Source organism: Affinibrenneria salicis, assembly GCF_008710095.1.
The window spans coordinates 203063-224032 of sequence record NZ_VYKJ01000005.1 but is presented as its reverse complement, the minus strand read 5'-3'; the positions used below and the strand labels follow the sequence as shown (position 1 = coordinate 224032).

Here is a 20970-nt window from a genome sequence, read left to right as displayed (position 1 = left end):
TGATTTTGACCCAGTCGAACCGCATTTTGGTTGTCGATGACGAAGAAAGCGTGCGCCGTATGTTGACGGCGGTCTTTTCCGCCGATGGTCACCGGGTGATCTGCGCCGGCGACGGGCAGCAGGCGCTGAGCCTGTACCGCGAACAGCGCCCCGATATCGTGCTGATGGATATCAGGATGCCGAACATCGGCGGCATTGACGCGCTGAAACGCATGCGCGAGATCCAGCAGGATATCCCGATTATTCTGATGACGGCCTATGCGGCGGTGGAAACCGCCGTAGAGGCGCTGCGGCTGGGCGCTTTTGACTATGTCATCAAACCCTTTGAACTGGACGAGCTTAAGCTGTTAATGCACCGCGCTCTGCAACTGCGCGATATGAAGCAGGAGATCTCGGTGCTGCACCGCGAGCTGTCGGAAAGCTACACCTGGGATCGCATCCTCACCAACAATCCGAAGATGATGGAGCTGTGCCGCGATATAGCCCGGGTGGCGCGCAGTAACGCCACGGTGCTGGTGACCGGCGAAAGCGGCACCGGCAAGGAACTGATCGCCAGGGCGATTCATTACAACAGCGCCCGGGCCAACGGGCCGTTTATCAAGGTCAACTGCGGCGCCTTACCCGAGTCGCTGCTGGAAAGCGAGCTGTTTGGTCACGAAAAAGGCGCTTTTACCGGCGCGCAGATGCAGCGGCAGGGCCTGTTTGAACGGGCGCATCAGGGAACGCTGCTGCTGGACGAAATTGGCGAGATGCCCTGTAATCTGCAGGTGAAGCTCTTGCGCGTTCTGCAGGAGCGTGAATTTGAGCGGCTGGGCGGCAGTCAGACCATTAAAACGGATATCCGTATTATCGCCGCCACCAACCGCAACCTGACGGCGATGATCGATAGCGGCGAGTTCCGGCGCGATCTGTTTTATCGTTTAAACGTGATGAATTTATCGTCTCTGCCGCTGCGCGAGCGGCCGGAGGATATTGCGCTGCTGGCGCAACACTTTCTGCATAAATTCAGCGCCGAAAACAGCAAAGAAATCATCGGTCTTGATGTCAGCGCCATTCGCGCGCTTGAGGAGTATCGCTGGCCGGGCAACGTGCGCGAACTGTCGAACGCCATTGAGCGCGCGGTGATTATGAGCACCGGTTTTATGATTTTTGCCGATGACCTGCCGGACACGGTACGTCAGTTGCCGATCGGCGAGGAGGCGTCGCCGGAGCATGACAAGGGCGGCAGGCAGAGCCTGAAGGAGCGGCTGAAGGCCTGGGAGCGGGAACTCATTGTCCGGGCGCTCAACGATAATCAGGGCAACCGGATGCAAACGGCCAAAGTACTGGGTATCAGCCGGCGCGCGCTGCTGTATAAGCTGCAGGAGTATGGCATTGAGTAGGCCGCTGCAGGCCGGCTGAGGAAGCCGGTCGGCCTGCGGATGACTCAGACAGCGGGGCGCGGCGGCGTCACCGCTCGCGCGATTTGCGTACCTGAGTAAATTCCCGGGGATTAATGAGAGACATCCCTGTCTCTCGCCGCAGGTCAGCCGTTACTGGCCAAATTCGTTCCGGACGAATTAGCCCCGCGCTTGCCGCGTTACGTGGCCGATTCATGCGCTTTGTCGATAAAAGGTCAAGGCTCCGCGTTGTTCAAAACGATAACGTTTTGTCCTGCAACCTGAACTCATTAGACTATATGCCCAACATAAATGCCCAACATAATTCGAGCTGCTGCAAGGCGGCGACGCCGCGAATCCCCGGCGGTTTCCAGCAGTAAGTGACCGGGGGGCGCGACAAATCTGCCGACGGCAGATTTGAACGCCGCTGGCGGCGTCCCGGCAAGGGCGAGCCTCATGAATGGGGCGAGTCATAAAAACAACGCACCTTCAGCCTGAAATATGAAGGGTATATAATGTGATATTACTCACTGAACGTATTAGCGGTGCGCAAAAATATGTGCGCACGGCAGGAAATTATTTTCACTCCCGCCGGCATAATATTATTTCTGCATTTTCATCCTTTCCTGTTTATCTTTTTTAATTTCATGTTGTTGCGTTTTTTTTATTTCATCGGGTGAATCTGGCCCTGCGTTTGCAATTCCTTAGTGCATCCATTTTGGGAATAGCCCCTTGATATTTCAGGCTATGGCCGCGTTGCGTTGTTTATTCCGTGATGACGTGAACGGATATTTCAGCGTTGCGCCCGGCCGCCGGAAATCTATTGGGTAAAGTCACTAAGGAGTGAACATGAAAGATAAAACAATAAATATAGCGCAGGTCAGCCAGTATTTTCATGACGGCATGAGCATCATGGTCGGCGGTTTTATGGGGATTGGCACGCCGCCGCGTTTAATCGATGCGTTGCTGAGTTCCGGCGTGAAAGATCTTACGCTGATTTGTAACGATACCGCGTTTGTCGATACCGGCATCGGACCGTTAATCACCCACGGTCGGGTGAAGCGGGTCATCGCGTCCCACATCGGCACCAACCCCGAAACCGGGCGGCGCATGATCGCCGGCGAACTCGAGGTCGAGCTGGTGCCGCAGGGCACGTTAACCGAACGTATTCGCTGCGGCGGCGCCGGCCTGGGCGGCGTGCTTACGCCAACCGGCGTCGGGACGGTGGTCGAAGAAGGCAAACAGAAACTGACCCTGAACGACGTCGAATATCTGCTGGAGCGGCCGTTGCGCGCCGAACTGGCATTGGTGCAGGCGCACATCGCCGATCTGTCCGGCAATCTGACCTACCAGCTTACCGCCCGCAACTTCAACCCGCTGATTGCTCTGGCCGCCGATCTCGTCATCGCCGAGCCCGATGCGCTGGCCGGTATCGGCGAAATCGCGCCCGATGTGATCGTCACCCCCGGCGCGCTGGTTGATTACGTCGTTACCCCTCAGGAGACCGCTCTATGAACAGTAAAACATTAATTGCGCAGCGCGTGGCGCAGGAACTGCGCGACGGCGATATCGTCAACCTGGGCATCGGGCTGCCGACGCAGGTGGTTAATTATCTGCCGGAAAACGTGGATATCGTTCTGCAGTCGGAGAATGGCTTTCTCGGGCTCGGGCCGGTGACCGAGCCGCATGCCCGGCTGGTGAACGCCGGCGGGCAGCCGTGCGGGATGCTGCCGGGCGCCGCGATGTTCGACAGCGCTTTTTCGTTCGCTTTAATCCGCGGCGGCCACGTTGACGTCAGCGTGCTCGGCGGTTTGCAGGTCGACCGACAGGGCAACCTGGCCAACTGGATGGTGCCGGGCAAGATGGTGCCGGGCATGGGCGGCGCGATGGATCTGGTTACCGGGGCGAAAAAAGTGATTATCGCCATGGAGCACTGCGCCAAAGACGGTTCGCCGAAGCTGCTCGAACAGTGCACGCTGCCGCTGACGGCGAAAGGGGTGGTGGACATGGTGGTCACGGAACTGGGCGTATTTGTCTTTACCCAGGGGGAACTGGTCCTGCGCGAACTGGCGCCGGGCGTAACGCTGGAGCAGATCGGCGCGAAAACCGCCGCTCGCTTCACCCTCGCCGATGACTTGCGGGTGATGCCGGTCAGCGTGAATGAGGCGGCATCATGATTGGAAGAATCTCGCGTGCCATGACGGCGCTGGTCAGTCGCTATCTGCCCGATCCGCTGATTTTCGCCATGTTGCTGACCATGCTGGTGTTTATTCTCGGGCTGTTCCTTACCCCGCACGCGCCGATGGATATGGTGAAAATGTGGGGCGACGGATTCTGGAATCTGTTGGCCTTCGGCATGCAGATGGCGCTGATCATCGTGACCGGCCATGCGCTGGCCAGCTCGCCGCCGGTGAAGCGGGTATTGAAGAATACCGCCTCGCTGGCGAAAACGCCGGTGCAGGGCGTGATGCTGGTGACCTTTTTCGGGCTGGTGGCCTGTGTGATCAACTGGGGCTTCGGGTTGATTGTCGGCGCGATGTTCGCCCGCGAGGTGGCTCGACGCGTGCCGGGCTCCGACTATCCGCTGTTGATCGCCTGCGCCTATATTGGTTTTTTGACGTGGGGCGGGGGATTCTCCGGTTCAATGCCGCTGCTGGCGGCCACGCCGGGCAACCCGGTTGAGCACATCGCGGGGCTGATCCCGATCGGCGACACTCTGCTGACCGGCTACAACATCTTTGTCACGCTCGGGTTGATCGTCGTAATGCCTTTCGTGACCAGAATGATGATGCCGAAAGCGGAAAAAGTGATCGCTATCGATCCGCGCCTGCTGCAGGACGAGCCGGACTTTCAGAAGACATTGCCGCCGGATGCGCCGCTGGCGGAGCGGATGGAGGAAAGCCGAATCATCACGCTGATTGTCGTGGCGCTGGGCGCGGCGTATCTGGGCATATATTTCTGGAACCACGGTCTCAACATCACCATCAATACCGTCAACCTGATGTTTCTCATCGGCGGCATGCTGCTGCATAAAACGCCGATGGCCTACATGCGCGCTATCCAGGCGGCGGCGCGCAGCACCGCCGGCATTCTGGTGCAGTTCCCGTTTTACGCCGGCATCCAACTGATGATGGAGCACTCCGGCCTCGGCGGCATGATCACCGAATGGTTCATTAATGTCGCGAATAAAGACACTTTCCCGGTCATGACGTTCTTCAGCTCCGCGCTGATTAATTTCGCCGTTCCGTCGGGCGGCGGGCACTGGGTGATCCAGGGACCCTTTGTGCTGCCCGCGGCGCAGGCGCTGGGGGCCGATCTGGGCAAGGCCACCATGGCCATCGCCTACGGCGAACAGTGGATGAATATGGCGCAGCCCTTCTGGGCGCTGCCGGCGCTGGCTATCGCCGGGCTGGGCGTGCGCGACATCATGGGCTACTGCGTCACCGCGATGCTGTTCTCCGGCGTCATTTTCGTCATCGGTCTTACCCTGTTATGACTCTGATTATAAGGAAAATAACTATGAATAATGCAGTGATTGTCAGCGCTATCCGCACCGCGGTGGGCAGCTTTAATGGCGGGCTGGCCAGCGTGCCGGCCACCGAACTGGGAGCGCTGGCGATGCGCGAGGCGCTGCGCCGCGCCGGCATTGCCGCCAGCGATATCGATGAAGTGATTATGGGCAACGTTCTGCAGGCAGGACTGGGGCAGAATCCGGCCCGCCAGGCGGCGCTGAAAGCCGGCATTGATCACACTGTCAGCGCGTTTACCGTCAATAAAGTGTGCGCCTCCGGGCTGAAAAGCGTGGCGCTGGCCGCGCAGGCGATTCTGGCCGGGGATGCGCAGGCGGTGCTGGCCGGCGGCATGGAGAATATGAGCCGCGCGCCCTATCTGCTGGATCCGCGCGCCCGCTGGGGGCTGCGGCTGGGCCACGGCGCGCTGCAGGACGTGATCCTGCAGGACGGCCTGCTGTGCGCGATCAATAATTATCACATGGGGATCACGGCGGAAAATGTCGCCAGAGAGTATGGCATCAGCCGCGAACAGCAGGATAACGCCGCGCTGGCTTCCCAGCGCAAAGCCGCCGCCGCCCAGGCCAGCGGCGCGCTGGCGGCGGAGATCACGCCGGTGCTGATAAAAGGCAAGAAGGGCGATGTGGTCTTCGATAGCGATGAGCATCCGCGCGCCGATACCACGCTGGAAAAACTGGCCGCGCTGCGTCCGGCGTTTGATAAACAGGGCACGGTCACCGCCGGCAACGCCTCCGGGATTAACGACGGCGCGGCGGCGCTGGTGATTATGTCGGAACGGCGCGCGCGTGAACTGTCGCTGTCGCCGCTGGCCCGCATTCGCGGCTACGCCAGCGGCGGCGTGAGTCCCGAATTGATGGGCATGGGGCCGGTGCCGGCAACGCTCAACGTGCTGAAAAAAACCGGGCTGTCGCTGGCCGATATCGATCTGATCGAAGCGAACGAGGCTTTTGCCGCCCAGTACCTGGCGGTCGGCAAGGTACTGGGGTTTGATGAGGAGAAGGTTAACGTCAACGGCGGGGCGATCGCGCTCGGCCATCCGATCGGCGCCAGCGGCGCCCGTATTCTGGTGACGTTGCTGCACGCGATGATCGCCCGGGATAAAACGCTGGGGCTGGCGACGCTGTGCATCGGCGGCGGCCAGGGCACGGCCCTGATTGTCGAACGACTGTAAACACATCCCCCGGGGATAAAGGGGGGCTGGCGCGCCAGCCCCCGCTGCGCATCAGAGCGGGCGAATGCGCAGCGTGATGCCTTCCACCGCTACCACTTCCACCGCGCTGCCGGCCGGCAGATCCTGATCGCACTGAACGCGCCAGCTACCGTCGCCGATGCGGATATGTCCGATGCCGTCGCGCAGCGGTTCGCTTAGCGTGGCGTGGCGCCCGATAAGCTGTTGCCCGCGCTGATTCAGCGTCGAGGGCGGCGCGGCGCGGGTCCGCTGACGCAGCCAGTACCACCAAAGTACGGCGGTGGCGATGGTCAGCACGGCGAACAGGGCTCCCTGCCACGGCCAGCTGAACGGCAACAGCCAGACCAGCAAACCGGTAATGAGGGCGGAGACGCCGCTCCACAGCAGATAGCCGCCGGCGCCGAGCATTTCGGCCGCCAGCAGCAGACCGGCGAGCGTCAGCCAGAGCCAATGGGCGTGGCCGGTGAGCAATTCCGCGATCATTATTTACTCCGGCCGGCCGGCGACTGACTGGAGCCGATCAGTTCGGCAATGCCGCCGATGGCGCCCATCAGGTTGCTGGCGTCCAGCGGCATCATGATCACCTTGCTGTTGCTGGCGGAGCCGATATTCTGCAGGGCATCGGTATATTTCTGCGCCACAAAGTAGTTGATCGCCTGGATGTTGCCGTCGGCGATGGCGTTCGACACCATTTTCGTCGCCTGGGCTTCCGCCTCGGCCGCGCGTTCACGCGCTTCGGCCTGCAGGAAGGCCGACTGCCGTTCCCCTTCCGCCTTCAGGATCTGCGCCTGTTTTTCCCCTTCGGCTTTCAGTATGGCGGACTGGCGTACGCCTTCGGCTTCGAGAATATCCGCGCGTTTGGTACGTTCCGCTTTCATCTGGGCGTTCATTGAAGCGATCAGTTCTGCCGGCGGACGCACGTCGCGGATCTCGATGCGCGTGACCTTCACGCCCCAGGGGTTGGTCGCCTCATCGACAATGTGCAGCAGGCGGGTGTTGATGCTGTCGCGCTGGGACAGCATTTCGTCCAGCTCCATGGAGCCGAGCACGGTACGGATGTTGGTCATGGTCAGATTGGTGATCGCCAGCTCAAGGTTGCTGACCTCGTAGGCGGCGCGCGCCGCATCGACCACCTGAATAAAGCAAACGGCGTCGATGGTGACGTTGGCATTGTCACGGGAGATGACTTCCTGCGACGGAATATCCAGCACTTGCTCCATTACGTTGATTTTACGGCCGATGCGATCCATAAAGGGGATCAGCATGTTCAGGCCCGGCATCAGCGTTTTGGTATAGCGCCCGAAGCGTTCGACAGTCCATTGATAACCCTGCGGAACAATTTTGATGCATGACCAGACCAGTATCAGTGCGACAACAATCAAAACAGGGATAACGCTAAACATCATAATGCAATCTCCATAAGTGTGTTTCCGTGACGGTACGCCAGCAGAGGGTAATCGTTTTTTGTGACGATGAATACCGAATATTCCGCCCGCTCGCCGTTATCCGCGTCGCGTTTTAGCGAGCAGGGCGGGGCGGGCGACGGCGCGGGTCGGGCGGCGTGGATGTCAAAAGGGAAAGGCGGCGGCGCGCGGCGTTACAGATCCAGTTCGATATCTTCCAGCGGCATACAGCAGCAGGGCAGGATCTCATCCTGATGGATAAACGCCAGCGGCGTTTGGCCGTAAGCGACCTTGCCGCGCAGCAGGCGGGTACGGCAGGAACCGCAATATCCGGCGCGGCACTGATACTCCACGCTGACGCGGTGCGCTTCCAGAACATCCAGCAGCGAGAGCTGCTGGTCGTCGCAGGCGAACTGCGCCTCGGAGAGGCGCAGCGTAATGGTGGGGGTCGTCATGGCGTCGGGCCGGGTTACAGCTGGAAGTCGCTTAAATCGTCGGTATTGATTTCCGAGTCGATTTGGCCGACCAGATAGGAGCTGACTTCCACTTCCTGCGGCGCGACCTGAACGTTATCCGAAACCAGCCAGGCGTTGATCCACGGGATCGGGTTGGTACGCGTCTGAAACGGCAGCGGCAGACCCACCGCCTGCATGCGGATATTGGTGATGTATTCGATGTACTGGCACAGAATGTCGTTATTCAGGCCGATCATCGAACCGTCGCGGAACAGATAGCTGGCCCACTCTTTCTCCTGCTGCGCGGCCAGCACAAACAGGTCGTAGCACTCCTGCTGGCATTCGGCGGCGATATCGGCCATCTGCGGATCGTCCTGACCGGAGCGCAGCAGGTTCAGCATATGCTGGGTGCCGGTCAGGTGCAGCGCTTCGTCGCGCGCGATCAGTTTGATGATTTTGGCGTTGCCTTCCATCAGTTCGCGTTCGGCGAAGGCGAACGAACAGGCGAAGCTGACGTAGAAGCGGATCGCTTCCAGCGCGTTGACGCTCATCAGGCACAGATACAGCTGTTTCTTCAATCGATACAGATCGACCGTTACGCTCTTGCCGTTGACCTGGTGGGTGCCTTCGCCCAGTAAATGGTAGTAGCTGGTCATTTCGATCAAATCGTCGTAGTAGGCGGAAATATCTTTCGCCCGTTTCAGGATCTCTTCATTGGTGACGATGTCGTCAAACACCAGCGCCGGATCGTGCACGATATTGCGGATAATGTGAGTGTAGGAGCGCGAGTGGATCGTCTCCGAAAACGCCCAGGTTTCCACCCAGGTTTCCAGCTCCGGGATGGAGATCAGCGGCAGCAGCGCGACGTTCGGACTACGGCCCTGGATGGAGTCGAGCAGCGTCTGATATTTCAAATTGCTGAGGAAGATATGTTTTTCGTGTTCCGGCAAGGCCTGGTAGTCGATACGGTCGCGGGACACATCGACCTCTTCCGGGCGCCAGAAAAAGGAGAGCTGTTTCTCAATCAGCTTTTCGAAAATTTCATATTTTTGCTGATCGTAGCGCGCCACGTTGACGGACTGACCGAAAAACATCGGTTCCTGTAACTGGTCGTTCTTAGTCTGTGAAAATGTGGTGTAGGCCATCCGGTTCTCCAAAAATCCCCATACTGAAGCTGCACAGCAGCCTGAGTTTACTGACAACGCGCAACGACCGTTAACCCGCCATTCCCGCGGATCCCCGTCTGTCCGGGGGAAGTTCCTTATGAGGGCGGTATGTCGCTTCATAAGAAGATCCCCGCTTGCGCGGGGATGACGGGGTCATGCGTTTGTCGGCGGCTCGAGGCCGCCGCGCTATCCGTTTAGATCTTACAGGCGCCGCTTTCGCAACCGTCATCGCCTGGGGCGTCGAGCAGGTCTTCCTGCGCGTCTTCCGCGCCGTCGCGAGTGTTCTGATAGTAGAGCGTTTTCACTCCAAGTTTGTACGCGGTCAGCAGATCTTTCAGCAACTGTTTCATCGGCACTTTGCCTGACGGGAAACGCGCCGGATCATAGTTAGTATTTGAGGAAATCGCCTGATCGACGAATTTCTGCATAATACCGACCAGCTGCAGATAGCCGTCGTTGCCGGGCATCTCCCACAGCAGTTCGTACGCGTCTTTCAGCCTTTCATACTCCGGCACCACCTGACGCAGAATGCCGTCCTTCGATGCCTTCACGCTGATATGACCGCGCGGCGGCTCGATACCGTTGGTGGCGTTGGAGATCTGCGACGACGTCTCGGACGGCATCAGCGCCGACAGCGTCGAGTTTCTCAGGCCGAATTCTTTGATCGAGGCGCGCAGCGACTGCCAGTCGTAATGCAGCGGCTCGCTGCACACCGCATCCAGATCGCGTTTGTAAGTATCGACCGGCATGATGCCCTGCGCATAGGTGGTTTCATGAAACCACGGGCAGGCGCCCTGTTCGCGCGCCAGCGCGTTGGAAGCCTTAAGCAGATAATACTGGATCGCCTCGAAGGTGCGGTGCGTCAGATTATTGGCGCTGCCGTCGGAATAGCGTACGCCGTGTTTAGCCAAATAGTAAGCGAAATTGATCACGCCGATACCCAGCGTGCGGCGGCCCATGGCGCCGCGTTGGGCGGCCGGAATCGGATAATCCTGATAATCCAGCAGGGCATCCAGCGCACGCACCGCCAGCGTCGCCAGCTCTTCCAGTTCGTCCAGGCTATCAATAGCGCCCAGGTTGAAAGCCGACAGCGTGCAGAGCGCGATCTCGCCGCTTGCGTCGTTCACGTCTTCCAGCGGTTTGGTCGGCAGAGCGATCTCCAGGCACAGGTTGGACTGACGCACCGGCGCGACCCGCGCGTCGAACGGGCTGTGGGTGTTGCAGTGGTCGACGTTCTGGATGTAGATGCGGCCGGTGGAGGCGCGTTCCTGCATCATCACCGAGAACAGGTCTACCGCCTTGATCTGTTTCTTGCGGATACTGTCGTCTTGTTCGTACTGCACATACAGACGCTCGAATTCCGTCTGGTCGACAAAGAAGGCGTCATACAGCCCCGGCACGTCGGACGGGCTGAACAGGGTAATGTCTTCGCCCTTCAGCAGGCGCTGGTACATCAGTTTATTAAGCTGTACGCCGTAGTCGAGCTGGCGCACGCGGTTGCCTTCCACGCCGCGGTTGTTTTTCAACACCAGCAGGCTTTCCACTTCCAGATGCCAGAGCGGATAGAACAGGGTGGCCGCGCCGCCGCGCACGCCGCCCTGCGAACAGGATTTGACCGCCGTCTGGAAATGCTTGTAGAACGGGATACAGCCGGTATGGAAGGCCTCGCCGCCGCGGATCGGGCTGCCCAGCGCGCGAATGCGCCCGGCGTTGATGCCGATGCCGGCGCGCTGGGAAACGTATTTCACAATCGCGCTGGAGGTGGCGTTGATGGAATCCAGGCTGTCGCCGCACTCGATCAGCACGCAGGAGCTGAACTGGCGGGTCGGCGTACGCACGCCGGACATGATCGGCGTCGGCAGCGAGATCTTGAAGGTAGAGATGGCGTCATAGAAGCGTTTGACGTAATCCAGACGGGTTTCCTTCGGGTAACCGGAGAACAGGCAGGCGGCCACCAGGATGTACAGGAACTGCGCGCTTTCGTAGATTTCGCCGGTGACGCGGTTTTGCGCCAGATATTTGCCTTCCAGCTGTTTGACGGCCGCGTAGGAGAAGTTCATGTCGCGATCGTGATCGATAAACGCATTCATCTGATCGAATTCTTGCGCGCTGTAGTCATCGAGCAGGTGGCGATCGTATTTGCCCATCCCCACCATTTTTTTGACGTGGTCGAGCAGGCGAGGCGGTTCAAACTGGCTGTAGGCTTTTTTCCGCAGATGGAAGATCGCCAGCCGCGCCGCCAGATACTGGTAATCCGGGCTTTCGCGGGAGATAAGATCGGCGGCCGCTTTGATAATGGTTTCGTGGATGTCGGCCGTTTTGATGCCGTCGTAGAACTGGATGTGCGAACGCAGTTCCACCTGAGAAACGGAAACGTTGTGGAGACCTTCGGCTGCCCAGGTGATGACCCGGTGAATTTTATCCAGATTGATGCGTTCTTTACTGCCATCGCGTTTGGTAACGAGCAGACTGTGGTTCATGTGGGGTTAGTCCGTGTTCTGGCCCCCTGACTCCGTGCTGGACGCAAACAAAAATAGTGCCTTTGCTTGAGATGCAAACACTATATATAGGGGGTGCAATTTATTTTGATAACAAGATAGTGGGTAACGTCAATGAATGCAAGTTAACAAATCTTGCAGAAATTGTGGATAAACCTGGGGACTACGTCGCTAAGTGATTGCCTGTCGAAGGCTTCCTGATTGTCAATCGGCAACAGGGATTTTTTAAAATATTGATCGTTTGCTTTTTTATTAAACGTAAGAAAATAGAGTAAAATTGATCTCCTCTCGGTTTAGGCTGTCGGCAAATTCACCGTGCCGATGCCTGGCGCAGCGCGGCCGCGCCGTTTATCGCCGGGCGTCGGGGCGGCTCCCCCGACGTCGCGAGAATCAGGCGTCGCTCGTACTGTGCAACATATAGTTTACATCGACATTCGGGCCGAGCGTAAAGCGATTCGTCAGCGGGTTGTAGTGCAGGCCGGTGATATGGCGTTCGCGCAGCGAGGTGCCGTCGATCCAGCGCATCAGCTCCGCCGGTTTAATAAACTTCTTCACGTCGTGCGTGCCGCGCGGCACCATCTTAAGCACGTATTCGGCGCCGATCACCGCCATCAGCCAGGCTTTGGGGTTGCGGTTGATGGTGGAGAAAAAAACGTGGCCGCCGGGTTTAACCAGCCGCGCGCAGGCCCGCACCACGGATTGCGGATCCGGCACGTGCTCCAGCATTTCCATACAGGTCACCACATCATACTGTTGCGCGTGGGTTTCGGCGTGCGCCTCGACCGTTTCCTGCAGGTAGCTGACGTTTACGCCGCTTTCCAGCGCGTGCAGGCGCGCCACCTGCAGCGGTTCGGCGCCCATATCGAGCCCGGTGACGCTGGCCCCTTCCTGCGCCATACTCTCCGCCAGAATACCGCCGCCGCAGCCGACATCCAGCACTTGCCGGCCAAAAATCCCGTCGGCGCGCTGGATGATGTAGCCCAGACGCAGCGGGTTAATGCGGTGCAACGGCTTAAATTCTCCTTCCAGATCCCACCAGCGCGAGGCGACGGCCTCGAATTTGGCGATCTCGTTTTGGTCGACGTTGGCGGTTTTCACTTCGGCTTCGGTACTCATGTGCGTCAATAACCTCGATGGGTAAGCAATGGGCCGAGTATAGCCATCTCTCCGCGGATTCTGCAATGATGCGGCCGACCGGCCTGAGCCGGCCGCGCGTTCCCCGGCATCGTCCCGGTTAACGCGACTATCGCGAGGCTGTTCGCGTTAACGCCCACCAGTTATAGCGCTGTCGGCAATCCTGCGCCTGGCCGTCGTCGCCGACGGCGAATGACGCATAGTCGGCCTGCGTCAGCGTTTTTAGCGTTCTGACGCCGTCGTAGTAATAAATATTCTCCCGATCGCGGGCGAAATAGTCGTTGAGAAAGGTCAGCGTCGGCAGATGAATGCGGCTGGCGCTGATCGGGAAGCGTTCGCACAGCAGGACGCGCTGGTCAATCATGACGAACGACGGGTGCGGAAATTGCAGTTGTTCGGGGGAGAACGTCACATTCACGCGTTTGCCGGCGCAAAACAGCAGGCTGCGGCTATGCGCATAGCGTCCGTGCAGCTGAGTTTCAGCGGCCGGCAGGTCGCGCTTTATCCTGCCCTGGTAATAAACGTTGCGCTTGTCGATCGCCCAGCCGAAGCCATTGCTGAGGAATGTGGCCGGATCGGCCTTTTTTATCGGGTCGGGCAACGAGTAAAAGATGTTATGGCACCAGACCTGTCTGCCGTCGCTGAAGTAATGGGCATGCGGGTCACAGGCGTGAAACTCGCTGACCGGCTGAGCGGAGAAGCGCGCCGGCACGCGGCTTTCGGGCGAGTGGTAGGGAATGAGATACAGGCCATATCGATCGCCGCACAGATGGCGCGTCAGGAGACGAAAGCTATCGACATCCATATCGTCCAGGCGCTGGCGATGAAAGTACAGCCGGCGGCCGGCCTGAAATCCGTGGCCGATAGCGCGCAGTTCGCTTTCGGCTTCGTCTTGCTGCGCGATCGCCCGGGTCCACCATTCCGGCTGGTATTGCGGGTGGGCGACGAAAAAATCGCGCCAGTGGTCAATCTCCTGCTGGCTGATGTTGCCGGTGCTGCCGAGCGGGCGGTGGCGGTCGCAGGCGAACAGTCGGTTATGCCACCAGACTGCGATAAAGCTGTCGGCATCGACGTCGAGCGCGCGATTGCGGTAAAACACCTGGCGATCGTCGCGGTAGTAGTCGGCGCACAGATGGCGGAAGCTGGCGCCGTCCGCGCCGCTGATGCGCTGACCGCAGCAATACGCATAACGATCATCGACCGCAAAGTAATCGCTGTCGACCTGCGCGGCATGACTCCCGCCGGGTTTGCTGTACTCCCTGAGCAGGCGAAAATTGCCGTGGTGGCGTATGGTTTTTCCGGTGATGTACCAGGCGCGCTGCGCGTCCATGCTGTAGCGCGAGTTCAGACAGCGGAAGGTCGCGAGATCGACGCCGTCGATAGTGTAGTAGTAAATGCGCACCACCTTGCTGCCCTGCTGCGCCTGGACGATGATCGCTTCGCCGTCGGTGCCCCAGCGATCGCTGAGCATGCGGAAGCGTTCGGGATGCCTGATGGTCAGCGGCTGATCCTGTTTATCGCTTAGCGGTTTCAGCGTATCGCTGCGGCACAGCTGGTCGTTAATCCACAGATAGCCGTTGTGATTGGTGCGGCGCAGGGCGCCGGCCGGCCAGGGTAGACGCACGCCGGCGCGGTAGACGCCCTCGCCGTCGGCCAGCAGGGCGTATGGCGAATGGCCCGGCAGCAGGCCGTAGTCGGACAGCGGCAGCGGCGCGATGCGATCGGGGTCAACGTCGTTCATCCGCGTAAACCAGGGCAGCGTCGTTCCCATCTCCGCCATCATCAGGTGGCTATGCGCATCGGACACCGGATACGCGGCGTAGAGATTTGTATCATCGCGCAGATAGTAACAGGCCGCTTTCTCCTGCTGCGCATAGCACCAGCGCAGCCCGTCGCTCAGCCGAAACGGCAGCGGCCATGGTTCGACGAACCAGTAAAAGGGCGCGGTATGCAGGCACTCGGACAGGTAGTAATCCTGGCGCGCGCCGCGCAGCAGAAAAGGCAGATCGCGGTGACGGTAGAGCGTTTCCCCGCGCGCCAGGGGCGAGGCGGCGTGCTGCTGTTTCGCCAGAGCTTGCGCTATCCGCTGCGGGTCATCGCCCGCGCTGAACGGGCCGAAGCGGCGCTGCAGACGCGCCCGGGGATCGACGAAGTCCGCCAGAAAGTAACCGTCGATAAAGGCATAGTCGCCGTACCAGGCAACGGGTTGCGCTATCCATTCATCGGCCATCTCTTTTCCCCCTTTGATGTTTGCGCCTCTGACCGGGTATTTAAGCGCAGTCGTTTCCGCAGAGCCAGATCAATCGGCTGCGTCGGGCGTTATGTCGCGCCTCGTCCCGCCGCCGGCAGACCCTTTGGCTGCCGTACGCCATCCATCGGCTATAATCAGGGCGTGTTGAGGCGCGCGCCGGGAGTTTCCCCCGAATCCGCGCTTTGTGATATAATTTTCCACCTTTTGAACTCGGGTAGATGCATTAATAGAGGGATAGCGGCTCCATGAGCGACCTTGCCAGAGAAATCACACCGGTCAACATCGAAGAAGAGCTGAGAAGCTCGTATCTGGACTATGCCATGTCCGTTATTGTCGGGCGTGCGTTACCAGATGTTCGTGATGGACTGAAGCCGGTACACCGTCGCGTATTGTATGCGATGAATGTGCTGGGCAATGACTGGAATAAACCGTATAAAAAATCGGCCCGTGTAGTCGGGGACGTCATCGGTAAATATCACCCGCACGGTGATTCCGCCGTGTATGAAACCATCGTCCGTATGGCGCAGCCCTTCTCTCTGCGCTATATGCTGGTCGACGGGCAGGGCAACTTCGGTTCGATTGACGGCGACTCCGCGGCAGCCATGCGTTATACCGAAATACGTATGGCGAAGATCGCTCACGAACTGCTGGCCGATCTGGAAAAAGATACCGTGGATTTTGTGCCGAACTATGACGGCACCGAACAAATCCCGGACGTTATGCCAACCCGGATTCCCAACCTGCTGGTTAACGGCTCGTCCGGTATCGCGGTGGGGATGGCGACTAACATACCGCCCCATAACCTGACCGAAGTCATCAACGGCTGCCTGGCCTATATCGATGACGAAAACATTAGCCTGGAAGGGCTGATGACGCATATTCAGGGGCCGGACTTCCCGACGGCGGCGATTATTAACGGTAAGCGCGGCATCGAAGAAGCCTACCGCACCGGGCGCGGCAAGATTTATATTCGCGCGCGCGCCGAAGTGGAAGCCGACGCCAAAACCGGCCGCGAAACCATTATCGTGCATGAAATTCCTTATCAGGTGAACAAAGCGCGCCTGATCGAAAAAATTGCCGAACTGGTGAAAGACAAGCGCATCGACGGCATCAGCGCGCTGCGCGACGAGTCGGATAAAGACGGCATGCGCATCGTGATTGAGATTAAGCGCGATGCGGTGGGTGAAGTTGTTCTGAATAATCTTTACTCCCAGACTCAGCTGCAAACTTCTTTTGGCATCAATATGGTGGCGCTGCATCAGGGCCAGCCGAAGATCATGCCGCTGAAAGATATTCTGGCCGCGTTTGTTCGCCATCGCCGTGAAGTCGTTACGCGCCGGACTATTTTCGAACTGCGTAAAGCGCGCGATCGCGCTCATATCCTCGAAGGGCTGGCGATTGCGCTGGCGAATATCGATCCGATTATCGAATTGATTCGCCGCGCGCCGTCGCCGGCGGAAGCGAAAGCGGGCTTGATTGCCCAATCATGGGAACTGGGCACCGTTTCCGCGATGCTGGAGCGCGCCGGCGACGATGCCGCTCGCCCCGAATGGCTGGAGCCGGAGTTCGGCATCCGCGAAGGCCGCTATTACCTGACGGAGCAACAGGCTCAGGCGATTCTGGATCTGCGCTTGCAGAAGCTGACCGGTCTGGAACATGAAAAGCTGCTGGATGAATATAAAGCGCTGCTGGAACAGATTGCCGAACTGCTTTATATCCTGGAAAGCCCGGAACGGTTGATGGAAGTGATCCGTGAAGAGCTGGAAGCGATCAGGGAACAGTATAGCGACGAGCGCCGCACCGAAATTACGCTCAACACCGCGGACATCAACATCGAAGACCTGATTAATCAGGAAGATGTGGTGGTGACCCTGTCGCATCAGGGCTATGTGAAATACCAGCCGCTGACCGATTACGAGGCGCAGCGCCGCGGCGGACGCGGCAAGTCAGCCGCCCGGATTAAGGAAGAGGACTTTATCGATCGTCTGCTGGTGGCCAATACCCATGACACGATATTGTGCTTCTCCAGCCGTGGCCGGCTGTACTGGATGAAGGTCTACCAGCTGCCGGAAGCCAGTCGCGGCGCCCGCGGGCGTCCGATCGTCAATCTGCTGCCGCTGGAGCAGGATGAGCGCATCACCGCGATTCTGCCGGTACGCGAGTATGAAGAAGGGCGCCATATCTTTATGGCCACCGCCAGCGGTACGGTGAAAAAGACCGCGCTGACCGAATTCAGCCGTCCGCGCAGCGCCGGCATCATCGCCGTCAATCTGAACGAAGGCGATGAGCTGATCGGCGTCGATCTGACCGACGGCAGCAACGAAGCGATGCTGTTCTCGGCCGAAGGGAAAGTCGTGCGCTTCTCCGAGGAAGCGGTTCGTTCGATGGGCCGAACCGCCACCGGCGTGCGCGGCATTAACCTGCAGGGCGAGGACCGCGTGGTCTCCCTGATTATTCCGCGCGGTGAAGGGGATATCCTGACCGTGACGCAGAATGGTTACGGCAAACGCACCGCGGTGAATGAATACCCGACCAAATCGCGCGCCACCAAAGGCGTGATTTCCATCAAGGTTAGCGAGCGCAACGGTAATGTGGTCGGCGCGGTGCAGGTTGAAACCACCGATCAGATCATGATGATTACCGACGCAGGCACCCTGGTGCGTACCCGCGTTTCGGAAGTCAGCATTGTCGGCCGCAACACGCAGGGGGTTACTCTGATCCGTACCGCCGAAGATGAGCAGGTGGTCGGGTTGCAGCGCGTGGCCGAACCGGTGGAAGACGAAGAGCTGGACGGCGTGGTGCCGGTTGACGGTGAAATCGCCGAAGACGTGGAAGACGATTTCGACGCCGATGGCGACGATGAGATCGTACCTGACGATGAGTAACCGGGTCATTATTGAACTGATACTGTAAATAATCCGGGCTGCAGAAAGCCAACGCGTCGGCAGCCTGGAGTATGATCAGTAGAGCGGTGTAAATCTCGCCAGAGCCAGCGCATATGCGCTGGCTTTTTTTATGCGAGATCGGTAGTGTAACGGCAGGATTCTTCCTGAGCCCATCGATCGATTACATAGCGACAAACAATTGAAATACCTTGCTTCGTTTCATACTACATTAAAGATCTCCCGCTACCTGTTTCGGGTGCTGGCTATTATGCTATGGGCGCTGGGCGCGATGATTTCGGTTTTTTACATCAGCAGCGTGTTATATAAAAAAGAATCGGAGCTGCGGCAGGAATATAATTTAAGCTTCGACCAGGCTCAGTCTTATATCCGGCGCGCCAGCGATATTATCCGGGAAATAAAGTATGTGGCGGAAAACCGGCTGAAAATGCCGGCGGATACGCGGGAAAGTTTCCTTTCCGGTCAGTCTGATGCGCCGTCTTTTTATCCGCTGCTGAACGGCGCGAGATGCGACGCGGCTTATTCCGGCGGCCAGCATCCGCTGCGCGCCCTGAGTAATTTCTTTTACGACTGGCGTGAAAATTTTTCTGCCGCTTACAATCTCAATCGGGTATTTTTTGTCAGCGCCGATCGGCAGTGTATGGTGGATTTCGGTATCCGCAATCAATCGCTGGATCGCGATAATCTGATTAAAAACGTGCAGGAGCGTTTTCTTGCCGCCCAGGATAAAGACGGCATCAATGACGGTCGTGAAGAGACGGTATACTGGATCAGCGCCAGTACGCTGTCGGATATCGGTTATTTTTACGCGCTGACTCCGGTCTATGTCGGCAACAAACTGGAGGCGCTGCTGGGTATCGAGCAGACCATCCGGCTGGATGACTTTGTGGTGGCCGGCAACTGGCTGCCCGGCGCGATGCTGCTCGATCAGAATAATAACTCGCTGCTGCAGTTCAGCGGCGAGGGGCGTCAGGTGCCCGTGGCGCTCGATTATCCTGACCGCGCCTGGTTTGGTTATGCCAATGGCTATAAAGAAATCGTTCTGAAGAAAAACCTGCCGCCGACCTCGTTCAGCATCGTCTATTCACTGCCGCTGCGTATGTTGTTGATGAATATTAATACGCTGCTGGTAAATATCGCGCTGCTGAATATTTTATCGGCGATTCTGTTATTTACCCTGGCGTGGTTATTTGAGCGGCGCATGTTTTTGCCGGCGGAAAAGAATGCTTTTCAGCTTGAGGAACATGAGCAGTTCAACCGTAAAATCGTTGCTTCGGCTCCGGTCGGCATCAGCATTTTGCGTATCAGCGACGGCAGCAATATTCTCAGCAACGAACTGGCGCACAACTACTTTAATTTACTGACTCGCGAGGACCGCCAGCGCATTACGCGCATTATTTGTGAACAGCAGTCGCGCTTTGTCGATGTGATGACCAGTAAAAAACAGCATCTGCAAATCAGCTTTGTGCATTCACGCTACCGCAACGAGAACGTGGCGATTTGCGTGCTGCTTGATGTCAGCGCGCGGGTCAGGATGGAGGAGTCGCTGCAGGAAATCGCCAGCGCGGCGGAGCAGGCCAGCCAGTCGAAATCGATGTTCCTCGCCACGGTCAGCCACGAACTGCGCACGCCGCTGTACGGCATTATCGGCAACCTCGATCTGCTGCAAACCCAGGATTTGCCGAAGGACGTCAATCGGCTGGTGACCGCGATGAATAACTCTTCCGCGCTGTTGCTGAAGATTATCAACGACCTGCTGGATTTCTCCAAAATCGAATCCGAACAGCTCAAGATCGAACCGCGCGAATTCTCTCCGCACGATGTGGTTCGCCACACCGCCGGCAACTATCTGCCGCTGGTGGTGAAAAAACGGCTCACGCTGTACTGCTTTATCGACCCCGGCGTGCCGGACAGCCTGTCCGGCGATCCTGTGCGTCTGCAGCAGATCCTGTCTAATCTGCTGAGCAATGCCATCAAGTTCACCGATACCGGATGTATTGTCTTCCAGGCTACCTGCCGTAACGACTATCTGGAGTTCCTGGTGCACGATACCGGTATGGGCATCCCGCCGCGTGAAGCGATGCGCCTGTTCGATCCCTTTTTCCAGGTGGGCAGCGGCGTGCAGCGCCATTTCCAGGGAACCGGCCTCGGTCTCGCCATTTGTGAAAAACTGGTCAATCTGATGGACGGCGATATCACCATCGAGTCGGAGCCAGGGCTGGGAAGCGAGTTCGGCGTGCGTATTCCGCTTTATGCCGCTCGCCGCAAGCCCGCAGCGCCGGGCGAGCGGCTGCAGGGTAAAACCGTCTGGCTGCTGATCCGCAATGCCCGGCTGGAGCGCTATCTGACGGACTTGCTGACGCCTTACGGCCTGCTGATGAAATATGATTATCAGGGCGATCCGCTGGACGCGGACGATATTATCCTGACCGACGATGAGGACTGGATGCCGCCGGGCGCGAAGGCGCATATTTTGCTCAGCAGCACGCATATCGGCTCGGCGCAGCAGCTGTCGCCGGGCTGTTGGCACTGCAGCACCTCGCTGCCGCAGGATTTGCCCGCGCTGCTGGAGAGAATCTGCCGTCCGGCGGAAGCGGCGGAACCGCTGTTGCTGCCGCGTCAGCGCCCGGCGGTGCTCACCAGCGCGAAGAACAGCGATATCCGTATCCTGGTAGTCGACGATCATCCTATCAACCGTCGCTTGCTGGCCGATCAGCTCGGCTCGCTTGGCTATGAGGTGGTGACCGCCAACGACGGGGTGGATGCGCTTAGCGTGTTGGGCCGCCACGCTATCGATATCGTGCTGACCGATGTGAATATGCCGAATATGGATGGCTACCTGCTAACGCAGCGTTTACGTCAGGATGGGCAGGGGTTCCCGGTGATCGGCGTGACGGCCAACGCACTGGCCGAAGAGCGGGAGCGCTGTTTACAGGCCGGCATGGATGACTGCCTGTCGAAGCCGGTTACGCTGGAAACGCTGCAGACCACGCTGCGCACCTATAGCGAACAGGTGCGCGACGCGCGACGTCGCAGCAACAGCCAGCAGCAGTCGTGAGCAA

At 58.7% G+C, this 20970-nt stretch carries 14 protein-coding genes; 7 read left to right on the top strand and 7 right to left on the bottom strand.

Annotated elements, in window-relative coordinates:
• Positions 1–5: 5 nt before the first annotated feature.
• The 5 genes from atoC to FJU30_RS12105 all read left to right on the top strand — a co-directional run bounded on the left by atoC (position 6) and on the right by FJU30_RS12105 (position 6080).
• Positions 6–1382, top strand: a complete 1377-nt coding sequence (gene atoC / locus FJU30_RS12125; RefSeq protein WP_150435343.1) for an acetoacetate metabolism transcriptional regulator AtoC — start codon at positions 6–8, stop codon at positions 1380–1382.
• An 846-nt stretch (positions 1383–2228) separates the two neighbouring features.
• The gene (atoD, locus tag FJU30_RS12120) at positions 2229–2894 is read left to right on the top strand and encodes an acetate CoA-transferase subunit alpha (protein WP_150435222.1); all 666 of its coding nucleotides are present in this window, start codon (positions 2229–2231) and stop codon (positions 2892–2894) included.
• Positions 2891–3556, top strand: coding sequence for a 3-oxoacid CoA-transferase subunit B (locus tag FJU30_RS12115; RefSeq protein ID WP_150435221.1), 666 nt, complete (start codon positions 2891–2893; stop codon positions 3554–3556). Before atoD ends, FJU30_RS12115 begins: the two co-directional genes overlap by 4 nt.
• Complete coding sequence (locus FJU30_RS12110; RefSeq protein ID WP_150435220.1) at positions 3553–4875, top strand: TIGR00366 family protein; 1323 nt, start codon at positions 3553–3555, stop codon at positions 4873–4875. The genes FJU30_RS12115 and FJU30_RS12110 overlap by 4 nt, the downstream gene beginning before the upstream one ends.
• 23 nt (positions 4876–4898) lie before the next feature.
• Positions 4899–6080: an acetyl-CoA C-acetyltransferase gene (locus tag FJU30_RS12105; RefSeq protein ID WP_150435219.1), complete on the top strand. Its 1182-nt coding sequence runs from the start codon at positions 4899–4901 to the stop codon at positions 6078–6080.
• A 51-nt stretch (positions 6081–6131) separates the two neighbouring features.
• Here FJU30_RS12105 and FJU30_RS12100 read toward each other — a convergent pair whose 3' ends face one another.
• The 7 genes from FJU30_RS12100 to FJU30_RS12070 form a co-directional block, all read right to left on the bottom strand.
• Positions 6132–6581, bottom strand: coding sequence for an NfeD family protein (locus FJU30_RS12100; RefSeq protein WP_150435218.1), 450 nt, complete (start codon positions 6579–6581; stop codon positions 6132–6134).
• Positions 6581–7501 (bottom strand): SPFH domain-containing protein, encoded by a 921-nt coding sequence (locus FJU30_RS12095; RefSeq protein ID WP_150435342.1) that lies wholly within the window; start codon positions 7499–7501, stop codon positions 6581–6583. Before FJU30_RS12095 ends, FJU30_RS12100 begins: the two co-directional genes overlap by 1 nt.
• Positions 7502–7695: 194 nt before the next feature.
• Positions 7696–7956, bottom strand: coding sequence for a class I ribonucleotide reductase maintenance protein YfaE (gene yfaE, locus FJU30_RS12090; RefSeq protein ID WP_150435217.1), 261 nt, complete (start codon positions 7954–7956; stop codon positions 7696–7698).
• A 14-nt stretch (positions 7957–7970) separates the two neighbouring features.
• Positions 7971–9101, bottom strand: coding sequence for a class Ia ribonucleoside-diphosphate reductase subunit beta (gene nrdB / locus FJU30_RS12085; RefSeq protein WP_150435216.1), 1131 nt, complete (start codon positions 9099–9101; stop codon positions 7971–7973).
• Between the two features lie 215 nt (positions 9102–9316).
• Positions 9317–11602 (bottom strand): class 1a ribonucleoside-diphosphate reductase subunit alpha, encoded by a 2286-nt coding sequence (nrdA, locus tag FJU30_RS12080; RefSeq protein ID WP_150435215.1) that lies wholly within the window; start codon positions 11600–11602, stop codon positions 9317–9319.
• Between the two features lie 408 nt (positions 11603–12010).
• A complete protein-coding gene (ubiG, locus tag FJU30_RS12075; RefSeq protein ID WP_150435214.1) occupies positions 12011–12736 on the bottom strand; it encodes a bifunctional 2-polyprenyl-6-hydroxyphenol methylase/3-demethylubiquinol 3-O-methyltransferase UbiG in 726 nt (241 codons plus the stop codon).
• 127 nt (positions 12737–12863) lie between these two features.
• Positions 12864–14984: a DKNYY domain-containing protein gene (locus tag FJU30_RS12070; RefSeq protein ID WP_150435213.1), complete on the bottom strand. Its 2121-nt coding sequence runs from the start codon at positions 14982–14984 to the stop codon at positions 12864–12866.
• A 266-nt stretch (positions 14985–15250) separates the two neighbouring features.
• Between FJU30_RS12070 and gyrA the strand changes: the two genes are divergently transcribed.
• Both gyrA and rcsC read left to right on the top strand, forming a co-directional pair.
• Positions 15251–17890: a DNA topoisomerase (ATP-hydrolyzing) subunit A gene (gene gyrA / locus FJU30_RS12065; protein ID WP_150435212.1), complete on the top strand. Its 2640-nt coding sequence runs from the start codon at positions 15251–15253 to the stop codon at positions 17888–17890.
• Positions 17891–18089: 199 nt separating this feature from the next.
• The gene (rcsC, locus tag FJU30_RS12060; protein WP_150435211.1) at positions 18090–20966 is read left to right on the top strand and encodes a two-component system sensor histidine kinase RcsC; all 2877 of its coding nucleotides are present in this window, start codon (positions 18090–18092) and stop codon (positions 20964–20966) included.
• Positions 20967–20970 lie beyond the last annotated feature (4 nt).